Source organism: Alistipes provencensis (assembly GCF_900083545.1).
GTDB classification, from domain to species: Bacteria; Bacteroidota; Bacteroidia; order Bacteroidales; family Rikenellaceae; genus Alistipes; species Alistipes provencensis.
In genome coordinates this window covers 153,153-170,206 of record NZ_LT559262.1, presented here as the reverse complement: position 1 = coordinate 170,206, position 17,054 = coordinate 153,153, and the positions used below count along the sequence as shown (strand labels likewise).

Annotated in this window: 17 protein-coding genes; 12 read left to right on the top strand and 5 right to left on the bottom strand. The window is 60.2% G+C overall.

What is annotated here, in order from left to right:
* The first annotated feature begins 55 nt into the window (after positions 1-55).
* From BN5935_RS00845 to BN5935_RS00835, 3 genes are read left to right on the top strand one after another with little or no spacing between them, the layout of a single operon-like run.
* Positions 56-1,744 (top strand): calcineurin-like phosphoesterase C-terminal domain-containing protein, encoded by a 1,689-nt coding sequence (locus BN5935_RS00845; RefSeq protein ID WP_064974414.1) that lies wholly within the window; start codon positions 56-58, stop codon positions 1,742-1,744.
* Positions 1,745-1,760: 16 nt separating this feature from the next.
* Positions 1,761-3,356, top strand: coding sequence for a putative Ig domain-containing protein (locus BN5935_RS00840; RefSeq protein WP_235820966.1), 1,596 nt, complete (start codon positions 1,761-1,763; stop codon positions 3,354-3,356).
* 35 nt (positions 3,357-3,391) lie between these two features.
* Positions 3,392-5,398, top strand: a complete 2,007-nt coding sequence (locus BN5935_RS00835) for a glycoside hydrolase family 97 protein (RefSeq protein WP_064974413.1) — start codon at positions 3,392-3,394, stop codon at positions 5,396-5,398.
* Positions 5,399-5,438: 40 nt separating this feature from the next.
* On the opposite strand, the gene BN5935_RS00830 is transcribed toward BN5935_RS00835, so the two are convergent.
* The gene (locus BN5935_RS00830; protein ID WP_064974412.1) at positions 5,439-6,038 is read right to left on the bottom strand and encodes an RNA polymerase sigma-70 factor; all 600 of its coding nucleotides are present in this window, start codon (positions 6,036-6,038) and stop codon (positions 5,439-5,441) included.
* A 325-nt stretch (positions 6,039-6,363) separates the two neighbouring features.
* On the opposite strand from BN5935_RS00830, the gene dinB reads away from it, so the two are divergent.
* Entirely contained in the window at positions 6,364-7,425 is a 1,062-nt protein-coding gene (gene dinB / locus BN5935_RS00825) for a DNA polymerase IV (RefSeq protein ID WP_064974411.1), read from the top strand.
* 7 nt (positions 7,426-7,432) lie between these two features.
* Here the strand turns inward: dinB and BN5935_RS00820 are convergent, their stop codons facing one another.
* Positions 7,433-8,440: a DUF1848 domain-containing protein gene (locus tag BN5935_RS00820; RefSeq protein ID WP_064974410.1), complete on the bottom strand. Its 1,008-nt coding sequence runs from the start codon at positions 8,438-8,440 to the stop codon at positions 7,433-7,435.
* Positions 8,441-8,630: 190 nt separating this feature from the next.
* On the opposite strand from BN5935_RS00820, the gene BN5935_RS00815 reads away from it, so the two are divergent.
* Entirely contained in the window at positions 8,631-9,065 is a 435-nt protein-coding gene (locus BN5935_RS00815; RefSeq protein WP_064974409.1) for a hypothetical protein, read from the top strand.
* 345 nt (positions 9,066-9,410) lie between these two features.
* Here the strand turns inward: BN5935_RS00815 and BN5935_RS00810 are convergent, their stop codons facing one another.
* Complete coding sequence (locus tag BN5935_RS00810; protein ID WP_064974408.1) at positions 9,411-9,935, bottom strand: GNAT family N-acetyltransferase; 525 nt, start codon at positions 9,933-9,935, stop codon at positions 9,411-9,413.
* A gap of 195 nt (positions 9,936-10,130) precedes the next feature.
* On the opposite strand from BN5935_RS00810, the gene BN5935_RS00805 reads away from it, so the two are divergent.
* The 5 genes from BN5935_RS00805 to BN5935_RS00785 all read left to right on the top strand — a co-directional run bounded on the left by BN5935_RS00805 (position 10,131) and on the right by BN5935_RS00785 (position 14,171).
* Complete coding sequence (locus BN5935_RS00805; RefSeq protein ID WP_064974407.1) at positions 10,131-10,568, top strand: Hsp20/alpha crystallin family protein; 438 nt, start codon at positions 10,131-10,133, stop codon at positions 10,566-10,568.
* 143 nt (positions 10,569-10,711) lie between these two features.
* Entirely contained in the window at positions 10,712-11,452 is a 741-nt protein-coding gene (locus BN5935_RS00800; protein ID WP_064974406.1) for a (Fe-S)-binding protein, read from the top strand.
* Positions 11,449-12,810 (top strand): lactate utilization protein B, encoded by a 1,362-nt coding sequence (locus BN5935_RS00795; protein ID WP_064974405.1) that lies wholly within the window; start codon positions 11,449-11,451, stop codon positions 12,808-12,810. Before BN5935_RS00800 ends, BN5935_RS00795 begins: the two co-directional genes overlap by 4 nt.
* A 1-nt stretch (position 12,811) precedes the next feature.
* Complete coding sequence (locus tag BN5935_RS00790) at positions 12,812-13,390, top strand: LutC/YkgG family protein (RefSeq protein WP_064974404.1); 579 nt, start codon at positions 12,812-12,814, stop codon at positions 13,388-13,390.
* A 46-nt stretch (positions 13,391-13,436) separates the two neighbouring features.
* Positions 13,437-14,171: a copper homeostasis protein CutC gene (locus tag BN5935_RS00785; protein ID WP_064974403.1), complete on the top strand. Its 735-nt coding sequence runs from the start codon at positions 13,437-13,439 to the stop codon at positions 14,169-14,171.
* Positions 14,172-14,225: 54 nt separating this feature from the next.
* Here the strand turns inward: BN5935_RS00785 and BN5935_RS00780 are convergent, their stop codons facing one another.
* Positions 14,226-14,666 (bottom strand): GNAT family N-acetyltransferase, encoded by a 441-nt coding sequence (locus tag BN5935_RS00780; protein WP_064974402.1) that lies wholly within the window; start codon positions 14,664-14,666, stop codon positions 14,226-14,228.
* A 3-nt stretch (positions 14,667-14,669) separates the two neighbouring features.
* On the bottom strand, positions 14,670-15,524 hold the full coding sequence (locus BN5935_RS00775; protein WP_064974401.1) for a 4Fe-4S dicluster domain-containing protein: 855 nt from the start codon (positions 15,522-15,524) through the stop codon (positions 14,670-14,672).
* A gap of 115 nt (positions 15,525-15,639) precedes the next feature.
* Here BN5935_RS00775 and BN5935_RS00770 point away from each other — a divergent pair, with 115 nt between their 5' ends.
* The gene (locus tag BN5935_RS00770; RefSeq protein ID WP_064974400.1) at positions 15,640-16,107 is read left to right on the top strand and encodes an HRDC domain-containing protein; all 468 of its coding nucleotides are present in this window, start codon (positions 15,640-15,642) and stop codon (positions 16,105-16,107) included.
* Between the two features lie 59 nt (positions 16,108-16,166).
* Positions 16,167-16,844, top strand: a complete 678-nt coding sequence (locus BN5935_RS00765) for a SagB/ThcOx family dehydrogenase (protein ID WP_064974399.1) — start codon at positions 16,167-16,169, stop codon at positions 16,842-16,844.
* The last annotated feature ends 210 nt before the right edge of the window (positions 16,845-17,054 follow it).

Here is a 17,054-nt window from a genome sequence, read left to right as displayed (position 1 = left end):
TCCGTTCCCCTCCGGGGAAGGAGGGGAACGGAAACTTAAAAACCCAAACGACACAATGCGATATTTAATCACCTTATGCGCCGTCCTGCTGCTGGCGGCATCCTGTTCGGACGACAATCCGAATTCGCCCGGCGCGTCATCGGGCGGTTCCGGAAGCGGCGGCTCGGTAACGGAAATCAACGGTACGAAGATCGACTCCAAAACGACGCTTTGCGGACTCATTTCCGATGCCGTAAGCGGCGCGGGCATCCCGGACGTGATGGTGAGCGACGGGTTCAACTGCGTCCTGACCGACGCCAACGGCGTCTACCAGTTGGTCCGGGACAGCCGTGCCACGCAGGTCTTCTATTCGACCCCTGCCGAGTACGAGGTGTATCGTTCCCTGCAGAACGGCCTGCCTTATTTCTACCGGACTATCAACGACCGCAATCCGGTTTTCCGTCAGGATTTCAGGCTTACCCGGCTTGCCGGCGGGAAAGAGACGAAGTTCACGCTTTTCTGTCTGGCCGATCCGCAGACCTCTGCCGGAAACGTATACCGGTTTGTCGATGAGACGCTGCCCGATGTCGAAAGCACGGCGAAAAAGAATCCGAACGTCTATGCCATGACATTGGGGGACATTACCGACAATAACCGGAAGGATGTCTGGGAAAAGATGAAGGAGGCCATGTCGAACAGGAGCGTCGCCTTTTTCCAGACTATCGGCAACCACGACCACCTGAACGAATTGAATTCGTCGGTTGCGACCACCTATTGGAAAAGCATCGAGAATTTTCAGAACACCTTCGGCCCGCAGAACTACTCGTTCAACCGCGGCGATGTCCACATCATCTCCATGGACAATGTCCTGCACGGAGAGCAGGCCGAAGCCGGCCGCACCGAGGAGTTCGCCTGCGGGTTCTATGATTGGCAGTATGAGTGGCTGAAGCAGGACCTCGCGTATGTTCCGAAAGACAAGATGGTCATTCTGTGCGCCCATATCCCGTTTCGGAACGGCAGCGCGGGAGATCATTCGAAAAGCCGCTACCACACGGAAACCCTGAACCTGCTGGCCGAGTTCGAGGAGGCTCACCTGATGATCGGACACACGCACTACAACGAGAACAAGGTTCATACGGTGAACGGAAAAAAGATCTACGAGCATATTCATGGCGCGGTCTGCGGCCAGTTCTGGCGCGCTTCGTTCAATGCCGACGGCGCACCCAACGGTTATGGTATTTATGAGATCGACGGAGCGCATATTACGGACTGGTACTACAAGGCGACCGGGAAAAACCGCGATTTCCAGATCCGGGCCTATGACGGGGAACAGACCTACAGCCATCCCCGGATGAACGAGAACGGCCTGCCGCTGTCCGGCAAATATGCGCCTTATTGTTTCAAAGAGAAATACGGGAGCATTCTAACGGGAAATCTGCCGTCGAACAGCGTCGTAGCCAATGTCTGGAACCGGGATTCGGATTGGACGATAAGCCTTTGGCAGCGCGGTGCGAAGGTCGGGGATATGAAACCGTTCCTGAATAAGCAGGATTTGTGGGTCGCCTACTGGTTCTACGAGGTCTACGGCTGCGGATGGAACAGCATCTCCACGGCAAGGGACCATCTTTTCTACCTGCAGTTGAAATATCCGGGCGAGGCGTTCGAAGTTCTGGCCGAAGATGGCCGCGGACGCACTTACAAGGTGACGGAATTCACGAGGGACTACGATGGCGTCCGCTACGATTTTGTGATGAAAGACAGGTAATTAAACCCATATCTTTATGTACAGACTATTGATGAAGGGGGTATTGATGTCTGCCCTTGTCATGCCCTCGCTGGGCATGGCTCAGACGGCATCTTCGGATCGGTCCGCATATATCCTGACGCCTGAGCCCGCGCCTGAGCCGCGCATCAACGGGGCCCGCGTGTTCGGAGCGCGTCCGGGCAGTGATTTTATCTTTGCCATAGCCGCCACGGGCGATCGTCCCATGACCTTCTCGGCGGAAGGACTGCCCAAAGGTCTTGTGCTCGACTCCGGAACCGGCCGTATCACGGGCTGCGTGAAAAAAGCGGGGGAGTACACCGTGAAGTTGCGGGCCGAGAACGATTTGGGGAGCTGCGAGCGCGGCCTGCGCATCGTTATCGGCGATAAAATAGCCCTTACTCCGCCGTTGGGGTGGAATTCGTGGAATTGCTGGGCGCGGGACGTCACTCAGGAGCAGGTCCTTTCGTCGGCCCGTGCCATGGTGGAAAAGGGGCTCGACCGTCACGGTTGGACCTACATCAACATCGACGATGGCTGGCAGGGCCGCCGCGGAGGGAAGTACAACGCCATCCAGCCGAACGTGAAATTCCCCGACATGAAAGCGCTTGCCGACGAAATTCATGGCATGGGGCTTAAAATCGGCATCTATTCCTCGCCGTGGGTGGGAACGTACGCGGCCCACATCGGCAGTTATTCCGACAATCCCGACGGTGAAAACCAGTGGATCAAAGACGGCATGCACAACGAACACTTCCGTTACCAGAAACCGGGCGGCAACTATTGGAAAGACCGTGCCGAGACCTACCACCATGCTGACTATTCGTTTGTAAAGGCCGATGTCGCGCAGTGGGCCGAATGGGGTATCGACTATCTGAAATACGACTGGCTGCCCAACGACCGTTATTACACGGCCGAAATGCACGATGCCCTCGAGAATTGCGGGCGCGATATTGTTTACAGCATCTCCAACAAGGCGCCCTATGCCGACGCGCCCCTGTGGATGGAGCTGTGCAACTGCTGGCGCACCACGAGCGACATCCGCGACAACTGGGAGAGCGTCTCGTCGATCGGGTTCGCCCACGACCGCTGGCTTCCGTTTACGGGGCCGGGGCATTGGGCCGACCCCGACATGCTGGTCGTCGGCATGGTCGGATGGAGTACGAAACTACACCCGACGAATCTTACGCCCGATGAACAGTACACCCATATTTCGCTGTGGTCGCTGCTGGCCGCACCGCTCCTTATCGGTTGTGATCTGGCCCAACTGGACGATTTTACGCTCAGCCTGCTGACCAATGACGAGGTGCTGGAGGTCAATCAGGACCCGCTGGGCCTTCAGGCGGCTCCTGTCTGGCATAACGGAGACAAGGAGGTGATCTACATGAAACATCTCGAAGACGGATCGGTTGCGCTGGGACTTTTCAACCGGGGCGAAAAATCCGCAAAGATCAAGTTTACGCTGGAACAGCTCGGTCTGCGCGACAAACAGACCGTCCGAGACCTGTGGCGTCAGACCGATGTCGCTGCGCTCGAAGGAAAAGAGGTTTTTTCGACCGAAGTCGCACCCCACGGAGCCGCTCTGCTGCGGGTATATCCGGGTAATCCCCGTTGAGCAATCCCGTTATTTTTAAATCTTAATTCGCCTGTATGAAAAAATATGTATTGATTGCGTTTGCACTGCTCGCGGCAGGGAGCCTTTCGGCGCAAAATAATTTCACACTCGCCTCGCCCGACGGCCGTCTGCGGGTGGAGGTCTCGGTCGATGGTATCGTTGAATATTCGGTGCTGCACGGGGACGACGTGATGGTCGCTCCGTCGGCCGTATCCATGACTACCGCTGGCGTGCCTTCGTTCGGCGTGGACGCACGTTTGGCCGGTTCGTCGACACGCAGCGTCGACGAGACGTTCGATGCGCCGGTCTACAAGCGTGCGCGTGTCCGTGACAATTTCAACGAGCTGACCCTGCGTTTTCGCAACGACTACAACATCGTTTTCCGGGCCTACGACGACGGGGCGGCCTATCGTTTCGAATACACGGGCAAGAAAGCCTTCAAAGTCCTCGGCGAGCAGGCCGAATTCACCTTTCCGGCCACAGCCGAAGGCGTTTTCTCCTATGTTCGCGGAGGCGGGAACGGCAAGACGGGCGACAAGATCGAACGGCAGTTTTTCAACTCGTTCGAGAACTTCTATACCTATGAACCCCTTTCGTCGTGGAAATCCGAACAACTGGCATTCCTGCCGGTGCTGGTAGGCGGTCCGAACGGGAAAAAGGTCTGCATTACGGAGGCCGACCTCATGGATTATCCCGGGATGTACCTCTATGGCGGCGCAAAAGACGGGACGCTTGCGGGTGTGTACGCCCCCTACCCGAAGACGGTCGAGCAGGGCGGGCACAACCAGTTGCAGATGATCGTCACGGAGCGCGAGGACTATATGGCCCGGGTCGCCGGACCGACCCGTTTCCCGTGGCGGGTCATGGTCGTTGCCGAGAACGACGCCGAGCTTCTGGACAGCGACATGGTCTATAAAATAGCCTCTCCCCCGACGGGTGATTTCAGTTGGGTGAAACCCGGCAAGGTGGCATGGGACTGGTGGAATACATGGAATCTCTATGGTGTGGACTTTGCGGCGGGAATAAATACGGAAACCTATAAGTACTACATTGATTTCGCATCCGAACACGGCATCGAATACGTCATTCTGGACGAAGGCTGGGCCGTGAACAAACGGGCGGACCTGATGCAGGTGGTTCCGGAAATAGACCTGCCGGGTATCGTCGCATACGCCGCGGAACGCCATGTCGGCATCATTCTCTGGGCGGGTTACTGGGCATTCGACCGCGATATGGAGAACGTCTGCCGCCACTATTCCGAGATGGGGATCAAAGGCTTTAAGGTCGATTTCATGGACCGGGACGATCAGGTGATGGTCGCTTTCAACCGCCGTGCTGCGGAAATGGGGGCCAAATACGGCCTGCTGATGGATCTTCACGGCACTTACAAGCCGACCGGACTGCATCGGACCTATCCGAACGTGGTGAATTTCGAAGGGGTCAACGGACTCGAACAGATGAAGTGGTCGCCGGATCTCGATCAGGTGACCTACGACGTGACGATCCCTTTCGTGCGCCAGATAGCGGGGCCGATGGACTATACGCAGGGTGCGATGCGCAATGCCACGGCGAAAAACTACCGTTCGGTGTATTCCGAGGCGATGAGTCAGGGCACGCGCTGCCGCCAACTGGCCGAGTATGTTATTTTCGAATCTCCGCTTAACATGCTCTGCGACAGCCCTTCCAACTACATGAACGAGAAGGAGTGCACGGAATTCATCGCCGCGATTCCGACGGTGTGGGATGAAACCGTCGTTCTCGGAGGCGAGGTCGCCGAATACGTTTCCATGGCGCGCCGCAGCGGGGAGCAATGGTATGTGGGCTCCATGACGAACTGGACGGCGCGTTCATTGACCCTCGACCTTTCGTTTCTGGGCGAAGGCAGGTTTGCTGCCGAGGTCTACCGGGACGGGGTGAATGCCGCCCGGGCGGCCCGCGACTACAAAAAAGAGACGATCGGCATCCCCGCAGACCGTCGCCTGACGATCGATATGGCACCGGGCGGAGGATGGGCCGCAAAAATATACAGGGTTACCGATTGAGGTGGATAACAGGAGTCCGGCATTATGCCGGACTCTTTGTTTATGGTTGCAGCCCTCCGTGGATTTTGAGCAGCAGCAGGACTAAAGGCAGATAATCTTTCAGTTCGTGGCGGAGTATCTTCATAGCCTGACTGATGCGGTAATTCACCGTTTGTACCGATACCCCCAGACGGTTCGCTATCTCCTGATGTTTCATGCCGCGCATGCGGCTCAGTTTAAACGCTTCCTGAAATTCCGGCGACATCGCGGCGATGGCTTTTTCGAGCATTTCGGTGAGCTCCTGTTCAAGATAGAAGTCGGGATCGTCGAACGTGGCGGCAAACTTGTGATAAAGCTGTTTGTGAACCCGTCCTGAAATCGTGTCATGCCTGACGCAGTCGAGGGCCTTGTTCCGTACGATCATGAATAGAAGCCCCTTCAGCGACATGTTTGCTAACAGCGTGGTACGGTTCTCCCAGATCCACAGCATGGCGTCCTGCACGATGTTTTCCGCTTCTTCTCCGGTTGAAACGAACCGCGATGCAAAGGCGCACAAAGGCTTGAAGTAGAAACGATACATGAAGTCAAAAGCCCCCTTGTCGCCGCTACGAATGGATTCTATCGTCGCTGCGTTATCGGAAATGTCGTATTTTGACTTCATAATCGTCTCCTTTCGGGATTATCTGTTCATAGAGAACCGGGCCTGCGGCCGGACAGTCGTGCGTTCCGGCAATCTTCTGGTTCAACCGATAATCTCGTTTATTTCAGGTATTTCATTTTTTTCAAGTACAAAAATAGGACACATTCTCGATTCATCCAAATCATATACTCATTTTATAATCCGGCAGTCCGGGCCGGCCGATTCGAGGACTGAAAACCGCTTCTCATTTTAGCATGCCCCTGCCGGCAGGAGGTTTCCGGGATCGGATTGTCCGCCTGTGCGGAACTTGCTCGTCGGTCTGCATTATTTTTGTATTTTTGCAGGGGTGCAGAACAAGATCATACACGTCGACATGGACGCATTCTATGCCTCCATCGAGCAGCGCGACCGCCCCGAACTCCGGGGACGTCCCGTCGCCGTGGGCTACGACGGACCGCGCGGCGTCGTTGCGACGGCCAGCTATGAGGCCCGTCCGTTCGGGGTCCGCTCGGCGATCTCCTCGGTGCTGGCCCGGCGTCTCTGCCCGGAGCTGATCTTCGTTCCGGCGCGTTTCGACGTCTATAAGGCCGTTTCCCAACAGATACGCGACATCTTCCACGACTATACCGAGCTCGTCGAACCGCTCTCGCTGGACGAGGCTTTCCTCGACGTTTCGCACGTCCGCTCGGCGACGCTCGCAGCCCGGGAGATCAAGGCCCGCATCCGCACCGAGACCGGGCTCACAGCCTCGGCAGGTATTTCCGTGAACAAGATGCTGGCGAAAATCGCCTCGGATTACCGGAAGCCCGACGGACTGTTCGTCATCCCGCCCGACCGGATCGACACGTTCGTCGCCGAACTTCCCGTCGAGCGCTTTTTCGGTATCGGGGAGGTCACGGCCGAAAAGATGCACGCGCTGGGCATCCGCACGGGCGCCGACCTGCGGCAGTGGGAGGAGCTGGAACTGGTCCGCCATTTCGGGAAGGCCGGGCGCAGTTACTACGGCTATGCGCGGGGCATCGACCCGCGTCCGGTGGTTCCGAACCGCATCCGCAAGTCCCTCGGAGCCGAAACCACGTTCGAAGCCGATACCGCCGACCGCGAGGTGCTGCTCGGCGAACTGGAACAGGTCTGCGAAGAGGTGTGGCGGCGGCTTGCGCGCCATAAATTCCGGGGGCGGACCGTGGTGCTGAAACTCAAGTTCGACGATTTCCGCCAGATCACGCGGTCGCGGACGCTTTCCTGTCCGGTCGATTCGCGCGATATGCTGCGCCTCGTGGCCGGGGAACTGCTGGCGGGTGTCGATTTCGCCGGTCACCGGGTACGCCTGATCGGGGTCACGGTGGGCAATGTTCCGGATTTTACGAAGGGCTGCGTGCAGCTCCGGTTCGATTTCGGGGAGGAGTGACGGGGCCCTATTTGCCGGTGATCGTTTCGGCGTCGGGACGGGCCCGGTGCAGGCGGTAGTTCTCTGCGGCCTTTCCGTCGGAGCGGTTGGCATAGCAGTAGGCGCACTGGTGCGGGCAGGTGTCGTATTCGCCGATGTCCTTGCTGGCGATGCAGCCGCAGAAAGGCCGCTGTCCTTTGTCCTTCGCGTTTTTCCGGACGACTGTTTCCGGGCCGAACAACCCGTCCCGTTCCACGCCCAGAAAATCCATCAGCAGCGGATCGTCGGCGAATTGCCGGACGATCAGTTCGTCGTCGATACATTTGTTGCGCCGGACGCCGAACTGCGACAGGTCGATCCTCTCGCCGCATGTGGCCAGCGTATAACCCCATTTCTTGTTCAGTTCCGCCAGTCCGGTGGCCGTGTCGAGCATCTGCCGTTCGTCGAATTCGCGCCAGCGGATGTCGTTTCTGCGCAGGTTGCCCTGTACGCTGCGGTAGGTGCGGATGTCCGCGAAACTGAAAACCAGCTTTCGGGTATGCCCGCGGAGCCGGTCGCCGATCCGTTCCGCCTTGCGCAGCAACTCCTCCACGCCGATCCGGTCGGTCCGGATCAGCGGGTCGAACCGCCAGATTACGAGCTCTTTGCCCAGCAGTTCCGAAAACCGGAGGAAGGTGTCGATCCGTTCGTCCAGCGGCGGTATGCCGCGTTCGAGCCCTTCGGTCTCGTAGTCGTTGAGCGTGTAGTGGAGGTAGCAGCGGATGCCCTTTTCGCGCAGTTTTTCGAGGTGTGGCAGCAGCGGGCGGGGATTCTTCGACCAGAAGACGACCAGCCGTGTCCGGGCGTAGGAGACATACGACTTGGCGCCGTTGAACGGGTTCGTCCAGACGGAATATCCCTTTTCCAGCCGGTCGAAAAACCAGTCGGCGTAGAATGCCGGGATGTCCGTGGCCCGGCTTGCCGAGACGATCACGGGAGCCTGCGCCCGCACCGTTTCGCCCGATTCCGTCGTTATGTCGATCGTCTTCCAGACCATGGCTGATGTTTTCCGCAAAGATACGACTCTGTTTTGGAACCGCCGTGCTTTTTACTACCTTTGGTGTCGTGACGACACCTTTAGTCGCCGGGACGTTCTGCCGCGCGGCGTGCGATCCGGTTTTGGGATCGCCGCGCTTTTTACTACCTTTGTAGCGGATTGCCGCCGTGTGCGGCCGAACAGAAAAGTTATGAAAAAATATTGGGGCATCATCACCGTTCTGGTAGCCGTCGGGCTGGCCGTGTTCTTCTATTTCCGCTTCTACTTCGTCTTCGGCGAGGGGGTGAAGAGCGGGGAGTTGAACTATGTCGTTTACAAGGGGCTCGTTTTCAAGACCTACGAGGGCAAACTGATCCAGACGGGTATCCGCTCGAAGAGCGCCGGGTCGATCCAGTCCTATGAATTCGAATTTTCGGTCGAGGACGAGGCGCTCGCCCGCGAACTGATGCTGCAGGGCGGCAAGACCCTCGAACTGCATTACCGCGAGTATTTCGGCGCGCTGCCTTGGCGGGGATTTACGAAATTCGTCGTCGACAGCATCGTCACGACGCGTCCCGCACCCGTCGATCCGCTCGGCATACAGCCCGGGCCCATCGAGGAGCCGGCCCCGGCGGCGCAGCTCTGAGATACGTCACAACGCATATGAAATGAAAAAGGCAGGTTTCCGAGACCTGCCTTTTCGCGTTTGCGATCGTATGTCTTTTTCGATTTGTGGACGGCGCGGCACAGTGCCGTCCGGCCGTGCCGTGCGATCTCCTCTTCGCGGCTCGCCTTGCGGTGGGCCTTGCGATAATCCTCTTCGGTGATTCGTTGCTTTTTCATGTTGCTGTGCTTTAACTCCGAACGGCGGCGTCCGCCGTTTCGGTGCGGCAAAGATAGCGGTTTATACGCTTGCCGCCAAACGGTCGGGAGCGGGGTATGCCGCGCCCATCCTGCCGTCCGGGTTCCGTTTTTCGGGCCGTTCGTCCGCTCAGAGCTCTTTTTCGAAGGCCAGCCGTTCGCCGCTCCGGTAGACGACCTTGCCGCAGGGGGTGAATCCCGTGCGTTCGAGCAGTCGCAGCATGGGGCGGTTGTCGTAGTTGGTGTCGATGCGGAACGCCTTGACGCCCCGCTCCCGTGCCAAATCCTCCACCTGACGCAGGAACTCCGCCGCCACGCCTTTGCCGCGTTCGCCGTCGGCGACAGCCATGCGGTGTACCAGCACATAAGGTCCGTCGGTGAGCCATTCGCCTTCGAGGGCTTCGTAGGCCGGTTCCCCGTCGAATACCACCGCGCCGTAGGCGATGACCGCGTGGCACTCCTTGGTGCCGGGCCTGCACAGCACATAGCCGCGTCCGCGCCCGATGTCCGCCGAAATATGCCCCGGGGCGGGATAGCCGTCCTGCCATTGGCGACTGCCTGCCGCATACATCCGGGCCTGTGCCTGACGGATGATCTGCATGATGTGGGATACCTCGTGAGGTACCGCCTGCCGGAATATCAACTCTTTGTCCATGTTGCAAATGTAGAAAAATGTTGTTACAATGTCGTCCTGTCAGGACAATTTTTCAGTAATTGTGACAATTCGTGACATTTTTTCATTTATTCCGGCGTGGCACAGGATTTGACCGTTTACGGATGAACCCGCTCCGGAGTGGGCGGGAAACGTGAAACGAATGTTAAACCAAATAATTCTAAGGAGGACAAAACTATGGTACCTGTAAGACGTAATCAGAACTGGCTGCCGAGCATTTTCAACGATTTTCTGGGCAACGATTGGCTCGTCGAGCGTCGCAACACGACCTCTCCGGCCGTCAACATTCTGGAGAACGACGACGAATACAAAGTCGAGGTCGCAGCTCCGGGGATGACCAAAGAGGATTTCAAGGTGCATCTCAACGAGGACAACGAACTGATCATCTCGGTGGAGAAGAAGAACGAGTCGAAGGAGGAGGACAAGGAGCACAAGGGCACCTACCTGCGCCGCGAATTTTCCTACACGCGGTTCCAGCAGAGCCTGCTGCTGCCCGACAACGTCGAGCGCGACAAGATTTCGGCCAAGGTCGAGAACGGCGTGATGACCATTGCGATCCCGAAACGCAAGGTGACGGAAGCCGCTTCCGCCGCCCGGCAGATCGAGATCAGGTAAAAAATGTGCCTGAAATGGGGAGGGACCGGAATACCGGGCCCTCTTTTTTTGTAATTTAGCAGATGGAAAGTCACTCCATGCACGAGTCTCGGAAAAAATCCGTATCTTTGGTGTGGTTTGGTTGGGTGCTAAAATTGAAACAGATGAAAGTCGGATTGTTCATTCCCTGTTACATCAATGCGGTCTATCCCGAGGTGGGGCGGGCGTCGTACGAGTTGCTGCGCAAGGTCGGCTGCGAGGTCGACTATCCGTTGGACCAGACCTGCTGCGGCCAGCCGATGGCCAATGCGGGCTTCGAAAAGGACGCCAAGGCGCTGGCGGAACGCATGAATGCGCTGTTCGAAAAATACGACTACGTCGTGGGCCCGTCGGCCAGTTGCGTGGTCTTCGTGCGCGAGGGCTACCCGCGGCTGCTGGATGATTATAAGGAGCATGCGTGCGTCGATGCGCGTATCTGGGAGATTTGCGAGTTCCTGCACGACGTGGTGAAGCCCGCGCGGTTGGACGTCCGTTTTCCCCACAAGGTGAGCCTGCACAACTCCTGCCACGGGGTGCGCAAGATGGACCTTTCGTCGCCCAGCGAGATGAATGTTCCCCTCCATTCGAAGCTCCGCGACCTGCTGTCGCTGGTCGAGGGGATCGAGGTGGCGGAACCCGAGCGGCGGGACGAGTGCTGCGGCTTCGGCGGGATGTTCTCCGTCGAGGAGAACGCCGTGTCGGTGGCCATGGGGCGCGCCAAGGTCGAGCGGCACATCGCCACCGGCGCCGAGTACATCACCGGGGCCGATTCGTCGTGCCTGATGCACATGCAGGGGATCATTGACCGCGAGAAGCTGCCGGTGAAGACCCTCCACATCGTTGAAATCCTCAATTCGAAGCTATGAGCACCCATTCCAAAGCCGCGAAACGATTCGTCGCCGACGCCGACCGCATGGTCTGGCACGACAAGGCGCTGTATGCCGTGCGCGAGAAACGCGACCGGATGATGATGACGGTCCCCGAGTGGGAGGAGCTGCGGCGGCTGTCGTCCGCGATCAAGCGCCACACGCTGAGCCGTCTGGGGCACTACCTCTGCGAATTCGAACGCAACGCCACGGCCAACGGCATGGTGGTCCACTGGGCAAAGGATGCCGCGGAGATGAACGCGACGGTCTGGCAGTTGGTCCGGGAGCACGGCGGCACGAACCTCATCAAGAGCAAGTCGATGCTCTCGGAGGAGTGCGGCCTGACGCCCTACCTCCGCGAGCGGGGTGTCGATGCCGTGGAGAGCGACCTCGGGGAGCGGATCATGCAACTGCTGCAACAGCCGCCCAGCCACATCGTTCTGCCGGCGATCGCCGTGCGGCGCGAGGAGGTCGGCGCGCTGTTCGAACGCGAGATGGGCACCGAACCGGGCAACAGCGATCCCACCTACCTGACCCACGCCGCACGGCGCGTCCTGCGGCCGAAGTTCCTCGGGGCCGACGTTTCGATGACGGGCGTCAATTTCGCCGTGGCTTCGACGGGGGCGCTGGCCGTCTGCACCAACGAGGGCAATGCCGACCTTGGAACCTCGTTCGCCGACCTGCACATCGCCATCATGGGGCTCGAAAAGGTGATCCCCGACATGGAGGCGCTGGCGGTCTTCACGCGCCTGTTGGCCCGCTCGGGCACGGGACAGCCCGTCACGAGCTACACCTCGCTCTACCGCAAACCGGCTCCGGGCAAGCAGATACACGTCATTCTGGTCGATAACGGCCGCTCGGAGTGGCTGGCCGACGCCGCGCACCGCAACATGCTCAAATGCCTCCGCTGCGGAGCCTGCCTGAACACCTGCCCGGTCTACCGCCGTTCGGGAGGTTACTCCTATTCGTACTTCATCCCCGGACCGCTGGGCATCAACCTCGGGATGCTGCGTTCGCCGAAGCTTCACCACGGCAATGTCTCGGCCTGCTCGCTCTGCTACTCCTGTTCGGATGTCTGTCCGGCGCAGATCGACCTCGGGGAACAGATCTATATGTGGCGGCAGCAGTTGGACGGACTGCATCTGGCCGATCCGGTGAAGAAACTCTCGGTCAAGGGGATGGACTTCATCATGGGCGGACGGCGACGTTTTTACGGCGGCGTCGCTCTGGCCCGTGCAGCGGAGAAACTCCCGCGCTTCGTACTCGAAAACGGGCTGAACCCGTGGAGCGCCCCCGGCCGCGCCATGCCGCCCTTCGCCCCGAAGACTTTTAATGGTTGGTGGAAAAAAACGAAATGAGATGAGCAGTAAAGACGATATCCTGAAAAAACTGGCGGCCGACGGGATGCCCGAATACCCGCATCCCGCGCTGGATTTCACGCCCCAGCGCTTCGACGATCCCGCGGCGATGTTCGCCGAACGGCTCGGGGCCGCCGGCGGCAAGGCGGTGCGAATGGCGCCGGGCGAGACGCTCGACGATGTGATCCGCCGCTGTTACCCCGATGCGCGGACGATCGCTTCGGCCATGCCCGACGTGACCGCTGCCACGCTCGACCCCGATGCTGTGGAGGATGTGCGCGAGCTGGTCGACGTCGATCTGGGCGTCGTCGCGGGGGCGTTCGGCGTCGCGGAGAACGGTGCGGTGTGGATCACGCAGGACATCCGCCACAAGGCCCTCTACTTCGGGGCCACGGCGCTGATGGTCGTGATCCCGAAAGACGCCGTTGTCGACACGATGCACGAGGCCGTCGTGCGTCCCGAGGTCGACGACTTCGGCTACGGGTGCTTCATGTCGGGGCCTTCGAAGACCGCCGACATCGAGCAGGCGCTGGTCTTCGGCGCCCACGGGCCGATGTCCGTGACGGTGGTGCTGCGGTGACCGGCCGGGGCTTGCATTTTACTGCCGGAAATCCTATCTTTGTCTTATGACGACCGAACTTTGCGCCTACTCCGTCGAAGCGTGCGCCGTGGCGGTCCGGACCGGGGTCACGCGCGTCGAACTGTGCGCCTCGCCTTGGGAGGGCGGCACGACCCCTTCGGCTGCGACGATCCGGCTGGCGCGCCGTGTTGCGGGCATCCGGCTCTGTGTGATGATCCGTCCGCGGGGCGGGGATTTCTGCTATTCCGACGGTGAATTCCGCCAGATGGCCGATGAGATCCGCTTCGCCCGCGAATGCGGGGCCGACGGTGTGGTTCTGGGATTGCTGTGCCCCGACGGGCGTGTCGATGCGGAGCGCACGGCGGCGCTTGTCGCCGCGGCCGGAGAAATGGAGGTCGTTTTCCACCGGGCGTTCGACATGGCCCGCGACCCTTTCGAAGCGCTCGAAGCGGTCGTCGGGAGCGGCTGCCGCCGCATCCTCACCTCCGGGGGCCGCAACACGGCCGTCGAGGGGATCGCCACCCTCCGGGAACTGGTGATCCGCGCCGCCGGGCGCATCGAGATCATGGCCGGCAGCGGGGTGAATGCGTCGAATGCACGGCTGCTGGCCTCGACGGGCGTGGATGCGCTCCATTTCAGCGCTCGGGGCTGGCGCGACAGCCGCATGGAGTTCCGCAACCCGCGGGTCTCGATGGGCGGTGTCGAGGGCGTTCCCGAATACGCCGTGCCGTGCGCCGACGAATCCGTCGTCCGGCAAATCCTCGCAGAACTCGATCGGTGAGAATGATGCTATATGGAACAGAAGAACGGGCGGCCGAAAGGCCGCCCGCTTTCGTCAGCGTTCGAGGTGAAGAATAGGGTAGGGACGGCCCGAGGGGTCGGCGGCGCTGCGCGAGACGACGCGGAAGCCCATCCGGGCGTAAAATCCCGCGGCCTGTGCGTTCTGCTCGTTGACGTCCACGCGCCGCACGCCGCAATGCGCCGTGACATGCTCCACGAGTTCGCGCCCCAGCCCCTTGCCGCGTGCGGCGGGGGCTACGAACAGCATTTCGAGCCGGTCGGCTTCGACGCCCGCAAAGGCCGCGAATCCGTTTCCGGAATCTCTGATGACATAGAGTTCCTCCACGCCGGGCAGCGCCTCTTCGCGCACCATGCGGCGGAAAAAGGCGATGTCCTCCGGGGCGAGGAAATCGTGCGTAGCGCGTACCGACCTTTCCCACAGGGCAGTAAGTGCGTCCAGTTCGACCGGAGCGGGAGATTCGATGCGTTCGATCATTGTTTATAAGCGGGTTACGGGCGGTTTGCGCCGGGTGAAACTGCGTGAGAGCGCCGCGGCGAAAGGGGTGTGGAAACTCCGCGCCCCGACCGGGCATGCCTTGACGCAGGCACAGCAGCGGATACAGCGCGCCGGATCGGTATGCACTTCGTCGCCGCGTGCGATGGCCTGCGTGGGGCAGATCGCCGCACAGCGGCCGCAGTGGGTGCAGAGGTCGGCGTCGCCCACGGGCAGGTAGACGACGGGATTTTTCTTTTGCCGGCGGCGGTAGCCCAGCACGAAGCGGATGAAACGCAGCATCGGCCACAGCGGGGTCCGCACCTCTTTCAGCTTGGCGGCGTCGACCGGCGTGAGGTCCCCGGCGTCGAGCTTTTTGCGCACTGCGGCACCGAACGCCGTGGCCTCAGCGAGGTCCTGCGTGTCGGGGCGTCCTGCGGCGACGGGGGTTTTGGGGGTGCTGTAGGAGTGTTCCCCGACGAATGCCGCGGCGGCCACCGGGACGAATCCCTGCCGGGCGGCCAATGCGGCCAGTTCGGCGGCGGCGTTCTCGAAGGCCCGGTTGCCGTAGACCGCAATGACGACGGCCGGGGTGCCTTCGCCCCGGAGCGTTTCGAGCCGCTTTACGGCCGTCGGGGCGACGTGTCCCCCATAGACCGGTGTGGCGATCACGGCCACCGTGTCGGCAGGGAGCGTCGCGGGCTGTCCGGCGGTGTGGGTCAGGTCGATGGTTTTCAGCGGGGCGGCTTCGGCAGGATCGGCTCCGGCCGCGGAGGCGATTCCCCGGGCCACGGCCGAGGCGATCTTTTTCGAGGTTCCCGTCGGTGAAAAGACGACGGCATGGATGGTTTGGGGCTTCATGTTCGGTGTATGCTTGGTAGGACAAAGATAAGGAAATTTCCGGGCTTCGGGACCCGAAGTTGCAGATTCGGTCCCGATGGGTTATATTTGAGAACGCAACTTCAAATAACGGACTATGAAGATCAAAACCTTTGAGATCCGCGTCGACCCCGCCATGCGGGAACGCGACGAACGGATCGTGAACGAATTTCTCGCGGCGGTCCGCGTCTCGCGCCTCCATTGCGGGTGCCTGCGCGGGCGGTCGTCGTGGACGGTCATCGTCATCTACCACGACCCCACCGACGAGGAGAGAGCGGCTGCCCCGGCGCTGGTCGGGGATTTCATGCCTCCGGCGACGGACCTCACCGAGCAGGAGTACGAACGTTACGAAGCGCTCTGCCTGTGGCGCGACCGGAGGGCCGAGGCTACGGGCCGCAAGCCGTTCGTCATCGCCTCGAACCGCGACCTGCTCAACGTGGCGCGGAGCGACATCGGGTCGACCGAGGACCTGCTCACTATCCGGGGCTTCGGTCCCAGCCGGACGGAGCGTTACGGCGAGGAGATACTCGCCGTGCTCGATTCATTGGAGGATGCGTGCGGATAAATTTGGTATTTTGCCCCGCGTGCATTATTTTTGTTTGGAATCCTAAAAAACGGAAGACTATGAAAACGAAGCTGTTTGCCTGTGCCTCGCTGCTGTTGGCCGCGTGCGGAGGCGCCCCGTCGGCCCAAAAGGCCGCGGTGACCCGAACCGAAGTGAAACACGGCCCCGAGATCGCCCTGCTGGCTCCCGACACGGTGGGCGGAGCGACTATTAACCAAGCTTTGGCCGACCGCCGCTCGTGGCGCGAGTACAGTGCCGCTCCGCTGACGCTCGAAGAACTCTCGGGCGTGATGTGGGCCGCTGCCGGCATCAACCGTCCGGGGACGGACCGCCTGACGGCCCCCTCGGCGCTGGCGCTCTATCCCATCCGGGTCTACGCTTTCTTCGCCGAGGGCGTCTATGCCTATGACGCCAAGGCGAACAAGCTCGTGCGCGTCGCGGAGGGCGACCGCCGCAAGTTGGCCGGGATGCAGGATTTCGTCTTTACGGCGCCCCTGAATCTGGTCTATGTCGCCGACCTCGCGGTCTATGAAGGAAAGAATATCCCGGCGGAACACACCCATTATCTTTGCGGGCAGGATGCCGCGGGCTGTGCCGAGAACGTGAACCTCTATACCGCGGGCCACGGCCTGCGCTCGATCACGCGCGGCAGCACCCCCGAAGCGGAGCTGATGGCCGCTCTCGGGCTTGATCAGGCGCGTTACTTCGCGGCGCTGGCCCAGACCGTCGGCAAATAGACGGCGGCACTGCCGGAAAAGGTGGGCGGTTCCCGCGGGGACCGCTCATTTTTTTGTGCCTTATTTCGGCCTTTTATGATATGTATTTTAGCGGATATGTTTGTTTCTGGACGGGATTTTGCCGTAAAAACTGATATATTATGATTATATTGATGTATATAAAAGTGTGTAATGCTGTTCGTTATTTCCGAAATAATGCCTATCTTTGTG